This window comes from Streptomyces sp. NPDC047869 (genome assembly GCF_040704065.1).
GTDB lineage: Bacteria > Actinomycetota > Actinomycetes > Streptomycetales > Streptomycetaceae > Streptomyces.
Genome location: NZ_JBEYRK010000003.1, coordinates 461,210 through 474,682, shown reverse-complemented (window position 1 = coordinate 474,682; position 13,473 = coordinate 461,210). Strand labels below are relative to the sequence as shown.

Below are 13,473 nucleotides of genomic sequence, written 5' to 3'. Positions count from 1 at the left end.
GTGCCAGTTGTCCTGCCAAGGGCATGGCTGGTTGGCTACGTTCGGGAGGGATAACCGCTGAAAGCATCTAAGCGGGAAGCCTGCTTCGAGATGAGTATTCCCACCTCCTTGAGAGGGTAAGGCTCCCAGTAGACGACTGGGTTGATAGGCCAGATATGGAAGCCGGGTAACCGGTGGAGTTGACTGGTACTAATAGGCCGAGGGCTTGTCCTCAGTTGCTCGCGTCCACTGTGTTGGTTCTGAAACCACGAACAGCCCCATGCTGCCACAGCGTGGACGGTTGTCAGTTTCATAGTGTTTCGGTGGTCATAGCGTGAGGGAAACGCCCGGTTACATTCCGAACCCGGAAGCTAAGCCTCACAGCGCCGATGGTACTGCAGGGGGGACCCTGTGGGAGAGTAGGACGCCGCCGAACAATTCTTGGGAAAACCCCCGCATCGAAAGATGCGGGGGTTTTCTGCGTTCCGGACACTATTCGGCCCCCAAGGGGGACCGAGAATGCCTGTGTCTCAGAGCCGGCCGGCCGCCTTGAGAGCCAGATAGGCGTCCGCCAATGCGGGGGCCAGATCATCGGGTGCCGCGTCCACGACCGTCACGCCATGCCGGCGCAACTGCTCAGCCGTGCGTCGCCGTTCGGTCTGTGCCTGCGCCCCGGCAGCGGCCTCGTACACGGCCTCCGCGTCACCGCGGGCCTGCGCCATTCGCGCGATGCGAGGATCGGCGACCGAGGCCACCACCACCGTGTGGCGTTGGGTGAGCTGGGGCAGCACGGGCAGCAGGCCCTGCTCCACGGGGGCGGCGTCGAGCGTCGTGAGCAGGACGATCAGGGAGCGACGCGGAGCCGTACGGAGAGCGGTCGCCGTCAGACCGCGCGCGTCCGTTTCCACAAGTTCCGGTTCCAGTGCGGCCATCGCGTTGACCAGGGAAGGCAGGACGTCACCGGCGGCGCGGCCCCGGACCCGGGCGCGGACCCGGCGGTCGTAGGCCAGAAGTTCGACACGGTCGCCGGCTCGGGAGGCGAGAGCCGCCAGGAGCAGGGCCGCGTCCATCGATGCGTCCAGGCGTGGGATGTCACCCACGCGCCCGGCCGATGTGCGGCCGGTGTCGAGGACCAGGAGGATGTGACGGTCCCGCTCAGGCCGCCAGGTACGCACCGCGACCGTGGACTGCCGGGCGGTGGCCCGCCAGTCGATCGAGCGGGTGTCGTCACCGGGAACGTACTCCCGCAGGCTGTCGAACTCGGTGCCTTCACCGCGGGTCAGCACGCTCGTGCGGCCGTCCAGCTCGCGCAGTCGGGCGAGTTTGGACGGCAAGTGCTTGCGGCTGGTGAACGGGGGCAGGACTCGCACCGTCCAGGGCACCTTGTGCGTGCCCTGGCGGGAGAAGAGGCCGAGGGGGCCGTAGGAGCGGATCGTGACGCGGTCGGCCTGGCGGTCGCCGCGCCGGGTGGGGCGCAGCCTGGTCGTCACGCGTCGGCGTTCGCCGGCCGGGACGGTGACGCGATGTCGTGAGCCCGCGCCCTCGGTGCCGGGCTGCCAGCTGCTGGGCGGCCATGCGTCCCGCAGGTGGGCGCGCAGGGGGCGGCTGGTCGGGTTGGTGACGGTGAGGGTGACGTCCGCGGTCTCCCCGAGGCGTGTGGAGGTGTCGCCGGAGCGGGACAGGCCGAGCCGTCGTACGGGAGCCGCGAGGGCGAAGTCGCAGGCGCAGGCCAGGGCGATGGAGCCGTTGACGGCGAGGATGCCCGTCCAGCCCGGCTCCAGGATGCCGATGGGGATCGACCCGAGGGCCGCCAGGAGGGCGGCGCGTCCGGTGAGTGCCATCAGCGGGGGACGGGGACGTGGGCGAGGATGGCGTTGATGACGGAGTCGGTGGTCACGCCCTCCATCTCGGCCTCGGGCCGCAGCTGGATCCGGTGGCGCAGGGTGGGCAGGGCCAGAGCCTTCACGTCGTCGGGGATGACGTAGTCACGGCCGGTCAGCCAGGCCCAGGCGCGTGAGGTGGCCAGCAGAGCGGTCGCGCCGCGCGGGGAGACGCCGAGGGTGAGGGAGGGCGACTCACGGGTGGCGCGGCAGATGTCCACCACATAGGCGGTGATCTCGGGGGAGATGGTCGTCTTGGCGACCGCTGCGCGCGCCGCCTCCAGGTCGGCCGGGCCGGCGACCGGGCGTACGCCGGCGGCGCGCAGGTCGCGGGGGTTGAAGCCGGAGGCATGGCGGGTCAGGACGTCGATCTCGTCCTGGCGGGAGGGCAGTGGGATGGTCAGCTTGAGGAGGAAGCGGTCCAACTGGGCCTCGGGGAGAGGGTAGGTGCCCTCGTACTCCACCGGGTTCTGGGTCGCGGCGACGAGGAACGGCTCGGGGAGCGGGCGTGGTGTGCCGTCGACCGTCACCTGGCGTTCCTCCATGGCTTCCAACAGGGAGGACTGGGTCTTGGGCGGGGTGCGGTTGATCTCGTCCGCGAGTAGCAGGTTCGTGAACACCGGGCCGGGCTGGAAGGAGAACTCGGCGGTCCGCGTGTCGTAGACGAGGGAGCCGGTGATGTCGCTCGGCATCAGGTCGGGGGTGAACTGGACTCGTTTCGTGTCGACTTCGAGTGCGGATGCGAGTGCGCGGACGAGCAACGTTTTGGCGACTCCAGGGACTCCTTCCAGGAGAACGTGTCCGCGGCAGAGAAGGGCGACGACGAGGCCGGTCACGGCGGGGTCCTGGCCGACCACGGCTTTGGCGATCTCGGCGCGCAGGGCTTCCAGGGAGGCGCGGGCCGCGTCCGGGTTCCCGGTGGTCCCGGCGTTGTCAGTGGTCGGGTCCATCATGAACGGCGAACCTCTCTTTCGAGGGCGTCGAGTTGGTCGGTGAGTGCGATGAGGGCCGCGTCGTCGCCGGGCGGCGGTCCGAAGAGGAGGGGGTGCAGGTTCTGCCCGTCGCCGTGGAGATGGGCGGAGAGGGCGGGAAGCAGGGCTTCGGGCGCGTGCGCCTGGGCGGCGGGGACGCCGACGAGTGGGGCGAGACGCGTGCGGGTGGTGGAGCGAAGAGCCGCGGCCGCGCGGTCGCGGGCGTTGGCCTTGCGGTAGAGACGGGCGCGGCCTTCGGCGGTCTCCGAGGCGCGGATCGCGACCGGGAGCTTTTCGGGCACGAGCGGGCCGAATCGGCGTGCCCTCCAGAAGGCGGCGAGCACCGCGGCGATGAACAGCTGCAGGGTGCCCCAGAGCCAGCCGGACGGCAGCAAATCGAGGAACGTCTTCTGGCCGCCGGAGTCGGCGGTCGAGCCGTCGGAGAGTGAGGGGAGGTACCAGACCAGATGGGGACGGGAGCCGAGGAGCTGGAGGGCGAGCGAGGCGTTGCCCTGTTCGTCGAGGCGCTTGTTGTGGAGGATGTCGGGCGCGCCGAGCACTACGGTGTCGCCGTCTCCGGAGGCCGCCGGGACGCGGAGCAGGGTGGCGAGGCGTTCGCTGGGGTAGCAGGAGTCGGCGTCGAGGTGGGTGGTGGTGTAGCGGATGCCGCCGGTGTCGGCGCTGCCCGCGCGCCGGGCTTCGGGAAGGGCGCAGCCGGGGGCGAGCGTCGATCCCATGCTGGTGGCGGGGTCCGCGGTGACCCCGGGCACGAGGCGTTCGACGGACCAGCTTCCGGCGGCGACGAGGACGGTGCGTCCGCCGGAGGCCGCGGTGGCGGAGTGCAGCCGGGTCTGTTGCCGGTGGGTCAGCAGATCGGGCACGGCGACCAGGAGGGTGGTGTTCGGTCCGGCCGCGGCGCGTGCCGCGCCGAGCGTGGTGACGACGCGCGTGGAGACGCCCCGATCGGCGAGGAGTTCGGCGACGGCTCGGCTGCCGTAGGGGTCGGCCGAGCGCGGGTCGAGTGCGCCGTGCCGGGCCTGGGAGCGGACGGCGGCGATCGCGACGGCGGCGACCAGGAGCAGCACCACGGCGAGTGCGATGCCCCGCGAGCGGGTCCACAGCCGGCGGGCGGTGGGCGATGCCGAGGTGGCCGGCAGCGTGGCGGTGCTCATTCGGTGGCCCTCCGGCTGGTGCTGTGGGCCGTGCTGGTGGCGTTGTTCGCGAGGTCGGGCCGGCTGCGTTCCAGGGCGCGGTCGAGTTCGGCGATGCGCTGGTACGCCTGCTCGTCGGATCGGCGCCCGCCGTATGTGACGTCGTCGAATTCGTGGGCGGCGGAGCGCAGCCGGTCCGTGTGCGCGGGGAGGGCGCGGCCGGCCTCGGCTGCGGCTTCGTCGGCGGTGCGGCCGGGGCGCACGTCGAGCAGGGCCCGCTCCTCCAGGGAGCGGACGATGGCCCGCATGCGCTCCTGGACGGCGTGGTTCCAGTGGCCCTGGGCGGCGTGGGCCTCGGCGGCAGCCCGGTGCTCGGCGGCGCTGCGGGGGCGGTCGTCGAACAGGGGGGCGGTGGAGAAGGGCGGGCGGCGGGGGGTGCCCAGGCGCCACCACAGGGCGGCCAGGACGGCCACGACGAACAGGGCAACGACGAGAAGGCCGAGCGCGCCGCCCGGTGTCGCGGACGCCGCGGTGTCCAGCAGATGGCCGGCCCAGTCCCAGAACGCGTTCAGGGCCCGTTGGATCAGGCTGGGGTCGTTCTCGTGGTACATCCGCTTCGACAACTCGCGGCGCGCTGCTGCCCGCGCAGGGTCACGCGGAATGGTGACCGGCGGCTCGTCGCCCGAGCCGCCGGCCGCCAGGACGCCGGCGCGGGCCGTGACGCCCAGCAGGCCGCGTACGGCCGATCCGGCGGCGCCCGGCAGGGCCGGTACCGCCGTGAACACTTCCCCCGTCAGGCTCACCGCATCAGCTCCCCGGTACGGGGCCGGGGGCAGGGGCGCCGGGGCCGTTCCCCTGGACACCGGCGGCGCGGGCCAGTTCGAGGTCGAGGGCCTCGCGGCGGATGCGCTGGTCGATGTACAGCAGCACGGTGACGCCCGCGGTGATCGGCAGCGTGACCATGGCGCCGATCACCGAGCCGATGCCACTGATGATCAGGAAGGTCCAGCCGGCGCTCTGGCTGGCGGTGGTGAAGAAAGTCGTCATGCCGGTGCCGCCGACGGCACCGGCGATGAGGGCGAAGGGGATCACGACGAGCGACGAGACGATGTTGGCGATGATCCCGGCGAGCATCTGGATGCCCAGGACGCGCCACCAGGAGCCGCGCACCAGCTTTGCGGAGCGGGTCATCGACTTCACGACGCTCTGCCGCTCCAGCATCAGCGCGGGCGAGGCGAGGGAGAAGCGGACGGTCAGCCAGATCGCGACGACGAGGGCGGCCAGCATGCCGAGGACGAGCAGGGCGATACCGGCTCCCTCGTTCCCGCCGAGGGTGAGGACGAGGATGCCGGGCAGCGCGCCGCCCAGCACCACGCCCACGGAGATGAGCCCGAGCAGCAGGAGCAGACCGAACAGCTTGGGCACCTGCGGGCGGGCGTCCCGCCAGGCCTCGCCGGTGCTGACCGGCTTGCCGAGGACGGCACGGCTGGTGACGGTCGTCAGCAGCGCTGTCGCGACGATGGAGCCGATGACCGAGATCACGGCAACGACGGAGGTGCCTGCCATGAGCGCTCCGAGAGCCCGGAGTATCTCGCTTCCGGAGGCGCTCGGGTCGCCGAGGGTGTCGGCGGTCTCGCTGTCGTTGAGCAGGAAGCCCTGCAGCAGGATCATGCCGAGCTGGGTGACCACCGCGACCGTCAGCGAGATGCCGAGGACCGTGCGCCAGTAGGTGCGCATGGTGGAGACGGCGCCGTCGAGGATCTCGCCGACGCCGAGCGGGCGCAGCGGGATCACGCCGGGCTTGGCCGCGGGCGGGGGCCCGCCCCAGCCGCCGCCCCAGGGCCCCCCGTAGCCGCCGGGGGCGCCGTAACCGCCGTACCCGCCGGGCGGGCCGCCGTAGGAGCCTCCTCCGGGGCCGCCGGACGGGCCGCCGCCCCAGCCCATGCCGGGCGGCGGCGGTGGCGGCGGGGCCTGGCCGGGGCTCGGGGCGCCCGTGGGCGCGGACCACTGACCGGGTGGGGGCTGCTCGTTGGACCACTTCGCGCCTGGTGCCTGCGCGTCCGGGCCCGGCTGCGCGGTGGGCTCGGCGGGGCCAGGGCGGTCGGCGGGCTCGGCGGGGCCGGACGCGCCGGGTTCCCGCCCGTCGGACGACGGGGCGGATCCGGGCGAGGCCCAGCCCGGAGTGTCAGTCATCGAAGCTCCTTCACGGTGCCCGTCCGCGGACGCGGCGGCAGGTTGGCAGACATCGTGCCATGGGGCGGTCATCGGAGGACCGGCCGCGGTAGGCGCTGGACGCCTTCAATTGTCCGCCGGTTCCGGGGCAGACTGACCGCATGGCTGATCAGTACGCGCAATCCGGCGAGGACAAGCGGCCGGCCGAGATACCTGCGATCCGATGGGAGGAACCGCCTGAAGGCCCCGTGGTGGTCCTTCTCGACCAGACGAGGCTGCCGGCCGAGGAGGTCGAGCTGGTGTGCACGGACGCGCCGGCGCTGGTGGAGGCGATCCGTTCGCTCGCCGTGCGTGGGGCTCCGCTGCTCGGGATCGCCGGGGCGTACGGCGTCGCGCTCGCCGCCGCGCGGGGGTTCGACGTCGAGGAGGCCGCGGCGGCGCTCGAGAGCGCCCGGCCCACCGCCGTGAACCTCTCCCTCGGGGTGCACAGGGCGGCGTCCGCTCATCGCGCCGCGCTCGCCAGTACCGGTGACCCGACGGCGGCGGCGACTGCGGCGCTGGCCGCGGCGCGAACCGTGCACCAGGAGGACGCCGAGGCCAGTGGGCGGATGGCGGTCCACGGGCTGGCGCTGCTGGACGAACTGCTGCCCGGCGGCGGGCACCGCATCCTGACCCACTGCAACACCGGGGCACTGGTTTCGGGTGGGGAGGGGACGGCGTTCGCGGTGGCCCTCGCCGCGCACCGGGCCGGGCGGCTGCGCAGGCTGTGGGTGGACGAGACGCGTCCGCTGCTGCAGGGCGCCCGTCTGACGGCGTACGAGGCGGCACGGCGCGGTATGGCGTACACCCTGCTCACCGACAACGCGGCCGGGTCGCTGTTCGCGGCGGGTGAGGTGGACGCGGTGCTGGTCGGCGCGGACCGGATCGCGGCTGACGGTTCGGTGGCGAACAAGGTGGGGAGCTATCCGCTCGCGGTGCTCGCCCGGTACCACCATGTGCCCTTCATCGTGGTGGCTCCGGTGACGACGGTGGATCCCGGCACTCCGGACGGGGCGTCCATCGAGGTCGAGCAGCGTCCCGGGTACGAGGTGACCGACGTCCTGGCCCCTCAGATGCCGGTGACGGGAGCCGGTGGCGGTATCGCGGTGGCGCCGCTGGGGACCCAGGCGTACAACCCGGCGTTCGACGTGACGCCGCCCGAGCTGGTGACCGCGATCGTCACCGAGGAGGGGGCGGTCTCGCCCGTGACGGCCGAGGCGCTCGCCGAGCTGTGCGCCCGGTCGCGCCAGGTGACGTCCGGCTGAGGGACGGGGCGACCGACGTGGCGGCCCCTCCGTCCGGCGGCGACGCGCGGGCGGAGGGGTCGTGACAGGCCTGGGAACGAAGTGGCCGGGCCGGGTTCGCGCGGGGTGAGTGGGCTCTGCCGTCCACGCCTGGGTGTTCCGGCACCGATTCGAGCGTGAGAAGGCAAGGGAGGGCCCGGCGGCGGCATGATCGGCGGACCCGGCGACGCCGGGGGCAGACAGTGACGGCTCCGTACGACTATCGTCACAGGCCAGTGAGCTGTCTCACCTGCGCCTCTGTCGTCGTTACGAGAATGGGATGATGTCGTTTATGAAGGGACGAGTCCTTGTCGTCGACGACGACACCGCACTGGCCGAGATGCTCGGCATCGTGCTGCGTGGTGAAGGTTTTGAGCCGTCTTTCGTAGCCGACGGTGACAAGGCGCTGGCCGCTTTCCGGGAGTCCAAGCCCGACCTGGTGCTGCTCGACCTGATGCTGCCCGGCCGGGACGGCATCGAGGTCTGCCGCCTGATCCGGGCCGAGTCCGGGGTGCCGATCGTGATGCTCACGGCCAAGAGCGACACCGTGGACGTCGTCGTGGGCCTGGAGTCGGGCGCCGACGACTACATCGTGAAGCCGTTCAAGCCGAAGGAACTGGTGGCCCGCATCCGGGCGCGGCTGCGGAGGTCGGAGGAGCCGGCGCCGGAGCAGCTCACCATCGGTGACCTGGTGATCGACGTGGCCGGGCACTCGGTGAAGCGCGACGGGCAGTCGATCGCGCTGACCCCGCTCGAGTTCGATCTGCTGGTCGCGCTCGCCCGCAAGCCGTGGCAGGTGTTCACCCGCGAGGTGCTGCTCGAGCAGGTGTGGGGCTACCGTCACGCCGCGGACACGCGGCTGGTCAATGTGCATGTCCAGCGGCTGCGCTCCAAGGTCGAGAAGGACCCGGAGCGGCCGGAGATCGTGGTGACCGTCCGTGGTGTCGGATACAAGGCCGGACCGAGCTGACATGTCCGGGGACAGTGCCGCTTCGGCCCCCGGCCGGTCCGGGGCCCGTCCGGAGCGGCCTGTCGGCCGGAGGACGACGGGTTCGCGCTGCGGACGCCTCTTCGAGGGCGGTCTGCTGCAGGGCGGGGTTCAGGGCAGCCCGGTCCTCCGCCTGTTCATGCGCTGGGTGCGGCGTCCACTGCTGCCCGTCATGCGGTTGTGGCGGCGCAACATCCAGCTCAGGGTCGTCGCCACGACCCTGCTGATGTCGCTGGGCGTCGTCCTGCTGCTGGGCTTCGTCGTCATCGGGCAGGTGCGCAACGGTCTCCTGGACGCGAAGGTCAAGGCGTCGCAGAGCCAGGCCACCGGCGGCTTCGCGGTGGCCAAGCAGAAGGCCGACGAGGCCGTCGGCGGCAACGGCACGGCCCCGGTGTCCGGTGCCGACACCGACACCACCGAGGGACAGCAGTCGCAGAACGTCATCCAGTGGATGAGCGACCTCGTCGAGTCGCTGTCCAGCGGTGGCGCCGGCGCGTTCGACGTCGTGACGCTGCCCGTGGGCGACGACAGCGGGGGCGGGCGCAGCCCGCGCGGCTCCGGGAAAGTGAACCCGTCCTCCAGCGTGCCCGCCGACCTGCGCGACCGCGTCAACAGCAGCACGACGGCTGCCCAGAGCTACACCCGGATCGTCTACTCCAACGCCAAGGGGTCCCAGCCGGCGCTGGTCATCGGCAAGCAGGTCAATGACCCCAACGGCCGCCCCTACGAGCTGTACTACCTCTTCCCGCTCACGCAGGAGGAGAAGTCCCTGAGCCTGGTCAAGGGCACGCTCGCGACCGCGGGACTCTTCGTCGTCGTACTTCTCGGGGCGATCGCCTGGCTGGTGGTGCGGCAGGTGGTCACGCCGGTACGGATGGCGGCCGGGGTCGCGGAACGGCTGTCCGCCGGGCGGCTGCAGGAGCGGATGAAGGTCACCGGCGAGGACGACATCGCCCGCCTGGGCGAGGCCTTCAACAAGATGGCGCAGAACCTGCAGGTGAAGATCCAGCAGATGGAGGACCTGTCGCGGATGCAGCGGCGGTTCGTCTCCGACGTCTCGCACGAGCTGCGTACACCGCTGACGACCGTGCGGATGGCCGCCGACGTCATTCACGAGGCGCGGGAGGACTTCGACCCGGTGACCGCCCGGTCGGCCGAGCTGCTCGCCGACCAGCTCGACCGGTTCGAGTCACTGCTCGCGGACCTGCTGGAGATCAGCCGTTTCGACGCGGGCGCCGCGGCACTGGAGGCCGAGCCGATCGACCTGCGCAACGTGGTGCGCCGGGTGGTCGGCGGGGCCGAGCCGCTCGCCGAGCGCAAGGGCACCCGTATCCGCGTGATCGGCGACCAGCAGCCCGTCGTCGCCGAGGCCGACGCCCGGCGGGTGGAGCGCGTCCTGCGCAACCTCGTCGTCAACGCCGTCGAGCACGGCGACGGCAAGGACGTCGTCGTCAGGCTCGGCGCCGCGGGTGGCGCGGTCGCCGTGGCGGTGCGCGACTACGGCGTGGGTCTCAAGCCCGGTGAGGCGACCCGGGTCTTCAGCCGCTTCTGGCGGGCCGACCCGGCACGCGCGCGTACCACCGGCGGTACCGGCCTCGGCCTCTCGATCGCCCTGGAGGACGCCCGTCTGCACGGCGGCTGGCTGCAGGCCTGGGGCGAGCCGGGCGGCGGCTCCCAGTTCCGGCTGACCCTGCCACGCACCGCTGACGAGCCCCTGCGGGGTTCGCCGATACCGCTGGAGCCGAAGGACTCGCGACGCAATCGCGGACTCGACGACGCGGGCCTGTCCCGCGGGAGTGAGGAGAAGCGGGCGACCGTTCCGGTGCAGCCGGGCGGCGGCCAGGTACCGCCGCTGCCCGCGCGCGCCTCGCGTCTTGCCACGGTGACGCCCGCCGTCGATCCGAGCGCGCTGCCCGGCAACGGCGCGCGCGTGGTGCCCCGGCCGGCCGGCGGCGCACGGCGTCCCGAGGACAGAAGCGGCCCGCAGCAGGCGGCCGACACAGACGCGGACCGTCCGGATCGGGCCGGACCCGAGGACGCGACCGAGCCAGGGGAGGCATTTCGTGGGCGATGACCGCGAGGGGGGCGCCCGGCACCGTCCGGGACGCGCGGTGGCCTACGCAGTCTGCGGGGCCGTTCTGCTGTCCGGGTGCGCGTCGATGCCCGACAGCGGGGATCTGCGGGACGTCGAGTCCACGCCGCGGCAGGACACCGGCGTGCGCGTGTTTGCCATGCCGCCCGCCGAGGACGCCGAGCCCAGCGAGATCATGCAGGGTTTCCTCGAGGCGCTGACCAGCGACGATCCGGAGTACGACACCGCGCGGAAGTATCTGACGGCGGACGCCGCGCGCACCTGGCATCCGGAACAGTCGGCCACGGTCCTGGCGAACGGGCCGAGCGTCGTGCCCAACCACCAGCCGCCCGGCCGGGAGGCCGCCGACACGCTCACCTACGTCCTCGCGGGCACCCGGGTCGCCACCGTCGACGCAAAGCAGGCCTACGCGCCCGCCGACGGGTCCTACCGCAACGAGGTCCACCTCGCCAAGGACGCCAAGAGCGGGCAGTGGCGCATCGGCTCGCTTCCTCAGGGCGTCGTCATGGGCAAGACGGACTTCCAGCGCAACTACATTTCGGTCAGCAAGTACTACTTCGCCTCCACCACGACGGTGCAGACGACCGGGCAGCCGGTCGCGGTCGCCGACCCGGTGTTCGTCCGCAGCAAGGTGGATCCGATGACCCAGGTCGTCCGGTCCTTGCTGGACGGGCCCACCAGCTGGCTCGGCCCGGTGGTCAGGTCCAGCTTCCCGACCGGGACGGCCCTGCGGAAGGGGGTGTCGGGGCTCGCGCCGGACGACCAGAACAGGCTGACGGTGCCGCTTAACGTCAAGGCCTCCCGGATCGGCTCCGCCCGGTGCGCGGAGATGGCGACCCAGCTGCTCTTCACGCTGCGGAACCTGACGCCGACGCTGGAGTCGGTCGAGCTGCAGGGACCCGGCGGACACCGGCTGTGCGACCTGGCCGAGGAGGAGGCCGAGTCGGCCGCCTGGCACGCCTCGGCGCAGCGCCCGGACAACCTCTACTTCCTCGACGGCAAGCACCGGCTGGTGCGGCTGCCCACCGGGAGCGGCTCCGGGACCAGCGCCGTCCCGGTGCCGGGCCCGCTGGGCCAGGGGGAGCGGCAGCTGAGGTCGGTGGCCGTCTCGCGGGACGAGCACAGCGTCGCCGGGATCGGCGCCGACGGCAGGAACCTGTACGTGACGTCGCTGGAGCCGGACGGGTCGCTCGGGGGCCCGGTGGTCAGCAGCCAGGGGGTGGGCGCGGACGACCGGCTCACCACGCCGAGCTGGGACGCCGGCGGCGACCTGTGGGTGGCCGACCGCGACCCGCGCGATCCCAAGCTGTACGTCGTGAAGCAGGGCGTCGGCAAGGCCGTCCGGGTCACCGTCCCCGATCTGCCCGGACACATCAAGGACGTGCGGGTGGCCGCCGACGGGGCGCGGGTCGCGCTGGTCGTGGAGAAGGACGGCAAGCAGTCGCTGCGTATCGGCCGGATCGCGCGCGACGAGGACTCCGGGGAACGTCCCGCGGTCGTCGAACTGCGTTCCGCCGCGCCCGATCTGGAGCAGATCACCGCCATGTCCTGGGCGGGGGACAGCCGGCTGGTCGCCGTCGGTCTCGAACAGGGCGGCGTGCACCAGATGCGGTATGTGCAGGTCGACGGCTCCGCGCTGGACGGTCCGGCGCCGGCCGCGCTGTCCGGCGTGATGGCGATCGCCGCGTCCGAGGACGAGCGGGTGCCGCTGGTGGCCTACTCGGAGGACGACGGTGTCGTGCGGCTGCCGTCGGGGGCGCAGTGGCAGAAGGTGGACAAGGACGGGACGGCACCGGTCTACCCGGGCTGACCGGAACCGGGTCGGGCCGGCCCGGGTTGTCCACAGGTCGTTGTCCACAGGGGTGGCGGACCGTCCCGGACCTCGGCACAGTGGTGCCCATGCGGGGGTGGTGGCGGGACCTCACCGACCTGGTGCTGCCGACCGAGTGTGCGGGCTGCGGGGCACCTCGTACGGCGCTGTGCCCGCGCTGCCGAACCGTCCTCAGGGCAACCCCGCCGCGCCGGGTGCGGCCGCTGCCGGAGCCGCCCGGGCTGCCGGTGGTGCACGCGGTGGCCCCCTACGGAGGAGCGGTACGGGAGCTGCTCCTCGCCCACAAGGAGCGCGGCGCGCTCGCCCTCGCGGGCGTGCTGGGCGCCGCCCTGGCGACCGCGGTGCGCGCCGGTCCCGGACCGGTCGGCCCCGGTACGGACCCGCCGGTACGACGCGGGACGGCGACCGTGCTGCTCGTGCCGGTGCCCTCCGCCAGCTGGGCCGTGCGGGCGCGTGGGCACGATCCGGTGCGGCGGATGGCGCTCGCGGCGGCCGGGGAGCTGCGGCGCACCGGGACACCGGCCAGGGTCGCCGCCGTGCTGCGGCAGCGGCGGGTGGTGGCGGACCAGGCGGGGCTCGATGCGCGCGGGCGCCTGGAGAACCTCGCGGGCGCACTGGAGGTGACGGCGGGCGGGGCTCGGCTGCTGGCCGGAGGCCGGGTGGTGCTCGTCGACGACCTGATCACGACCGGAGCGACTCTCACGGAGGCGGCGCGGGCCCTGCGGGAGGTGGCCGTAATCCACCGCGATGGCGCAACCGCTGTGTACGCGGGCGCAACCCGGGAAGGTAGGGAGGAACGACGGATCGGAGCACGACCGGAGAAGGGGCAGTGGGTGCACGATGCACCGGAAATTGCGGCACGGAACGCCGCCGGAGAGACGCTCCGGGCGGCCGTGATCGCCGCTCCTCGGGATTCTTTCGAAATAAGCAGGAACTGACCGCGAAGTTGCATCGTTGCAGGTAGTAACGGGGTTAATTCACCTGAACGGAGGTACGTCGCAGTAGAGGGTGACGACATCCGTCCGGGCGAGATATGTTCGGTTGTGAGGAAAGGCGCAGGCCACACCTCTTCAATCGGAATGCCGCG

General features: G+C 72.4%; 10 protein-coding genes and 2 rRNA genes. 7 read left to right on the top strand and 5 right to left on the bottom strand.

The annotated features are described in order from the left end of the window. Positions 1-213, top strand: a 23S ribosomal RNA gene (locus tag AB0924_RS06840); the annotation flags it as partial. An 85-nt stretch (positions 214-298) separates the two neighbouring features. Next, a 5S ribosomal RNA gene (gene rrf / locus AB0924_RS06835) occupies positions 299-415 on the top strand. Between the two features lie 94 nt (positions 416-509). Here rrf and AB0924_RS06830 read toward each other — a convergent pair. The 5 genes from AB0924_RS06830 to AB0924_RS06810 are packed head-to-tail and all read right to left on the bottom strand — an operon-like array spanning position 510 to position 6,174. Further along, entirely contained in the window at positions 510-1,820 is a 1,311-nt protein-coding gene (locus tag AB0924_RS06830) for a DUF58 domain-containing protein (RefSeq protein WP_366910831.1), read from the bottom strand. Further along, on the bottom strand, positions 1,820-2,809 hold the full coding sequence (locus AB0924_RS06825) for a MoxR family ATPase (protein WP_358930576.1): 990 nt from the start codon (positions 2,807-2,809) through the stop codon (positions 1,820-1,822). The genes AB0924_RS06830 and AB0924_RS06825 overlap by 1 nt, the downstream gene beginning before the upstream one ends. Further along, complete coding sequence (locus AB0924_RS06820; RefSeq protein WP_358930249.1) at positions 2,809-4,002, bottom strand: DUF4350 domain-containing protein; 1,194 nt, start codon at positions 4,000-4,002, stop codon at positions 2,809-2,811. The genes AB0924_RS06825 and AB0924_RS06820 overlap by 1 nt, the downstream gene beginning before the upstream one ends. Then, complete coding sequence (locus AB0924_RS06815; RefSeq protein ID WP_366910830.1) at positions 3,999-4,784, bottom strand: DUF4129 domain-containing protein; 786 nt, start codon at positions 4,782-4,784, stop codon at positions 3,999-4,001. The genes AB0924_RS06820 and AB0924_RS06815 overlap by 4 nt, the downstream gene beginning before the upstream one ends. A 4-nt stretch (positions 4,785-4,788) precedes the next feature. Beyond that, positions 4,789-6,174 (bottom strand): glycerophosphoryl diester phosphodiesterase membrane domain-containing protein, encoded by a 1,386-nt coding sequence (locus AB0924_RS06810; protein WP_358930253.1) that lies wholly within the window; start codon positions 6,172-6,174, stop codon positions 4,789-4,791. Positions 6,175-6,314: 140 nt separating this feature from the next. Here AB0924_RS06810 and mtnA point away from each other — a divergent pair, with 140 nt between their 5' ends. From mtnA to AB0924_RS06785, 5 genes are all read left to right on the top strand, one after another. After that, entirely contained in the window at positions 6,315-7,457 is a 1,143-nt protein-coding gene (gene mtnA, locus AB0924_RS06805; RefSeq protein ID WP_366910829.1) for an S-methyl-5-thioribose-1-phosphate isomerase, read from the top strand. A 298-nt stretch (positions 7,458-7,755) separates the two neighbouring features. Next, a complete protein-coding gene (mtrA, locus tag AB0924_RS06800; protein ID WP_187279108.1) occupies positions 7,756-8,445 on the top strand; it encodes a two-component system response regulator MtrA in 690 nt (229 codons plus the stop codon). Between the two features lies 1 nt (position 8,446). Next, a complete protein-coding gene (mtrB, locus tag AB0924_RS06795) occupies positions 8,447-10,537 on the top strand; it encodes an MtrAB system histidine kinase MtrB (RefSeq protein ID WP_366910828.1) in 2,091 nt (696 codons plus the stop codon). A gap of 85 nt (positions 10,538-10,622) precedes the next feature. Then, positions 10,623-12,365 (top strand): LpqB family beta-propeller domain-containing protein, encoded by a 1,743-nt coding sequence (locus AB0924_RS06790; protein WP_366910827.1) that lies wholly within the window; start codon positions 10,623-10,625, stop codon positions 12,363-12,365. Between the two features lie 89 nt (positions 12,366-12,454). Next, positions 12,455-13,324 carry a phosphoribosyltransferase family protein gene (locus tag AB0924_RS06785; RefSeq protein WP_366910826.1) on the top strand — a complete coding sequence of 290 codons (870 nt, stop codon included), beginning with the start codon at positions 12,455-12,457 and terminating at the stop codon, positions 13,322-13,324. The last annotated feature ends 149 nt before the right edge of the window (positions 13,325-13,473 follow it).

Coding starts and splice junctions, on each gene's coding strand:
- mtnA (WP_366910829.1), top strand. CDS start 6,315: ATGGCTGATCAGTACGCGCAATCCGGCGAGGACAAGCGGCCGGCCGAG.
- AB0924_RS06785 (WP_366910826.1), top strand. CDS start 12,455: ATGCGGGGGTGGTGGCGGGACCTCACCGACCTGGTGCTGCCGACCGAG.
- mtrB (WP_366910828.1), top strand. CDS start 8,447: ATGTCCGGGGACAGTGCCGCTTCGGCCCCCGGCCGGTCCGGGGCCCGT.
- AB0924_RS06810 (WP_358930253.1), bottom strand. CDS start 6,174: ATGACTGACACTCCGGGCTGGGCCTCGCCCGGATCCGCCCCGTCGTCC.
- AB0924_RS06790 (WP_366910827.1), top strand. CDS start 10,623: ATGCCCGACAGCGGGGATCTGCGGGACGTCGAGTCCACGCCGCGGCAG.
- AB0924_RS06830 (WP_366910831.1), bottom strand. CDS start 1,820: ATGGCACTCACCGGACGCGCCGCCCTCCTGGCGGCCCTCGGGTCGATC.
- mtrA (WP_187279108.1), top strand. CDS start 7,756: ATGATGTCGTTTATGAAGGGACGAGTCCTTGTCGTCGACGACGACACC.
- AB0924_RS06825 (WP_358930576.1), bottom strand. CDS start 2,809: ATGGACCCGACCACTGACAACGCCGGGACCACCGGGAACCCGGACGCG.
- AB0924_RS06820 (WP_358930249.1), bottom strand. CDS start 4,002: ATGAGCACCGCCACGCTGCCGGCCACCTCGGCATCGCCCACCGCCCGC.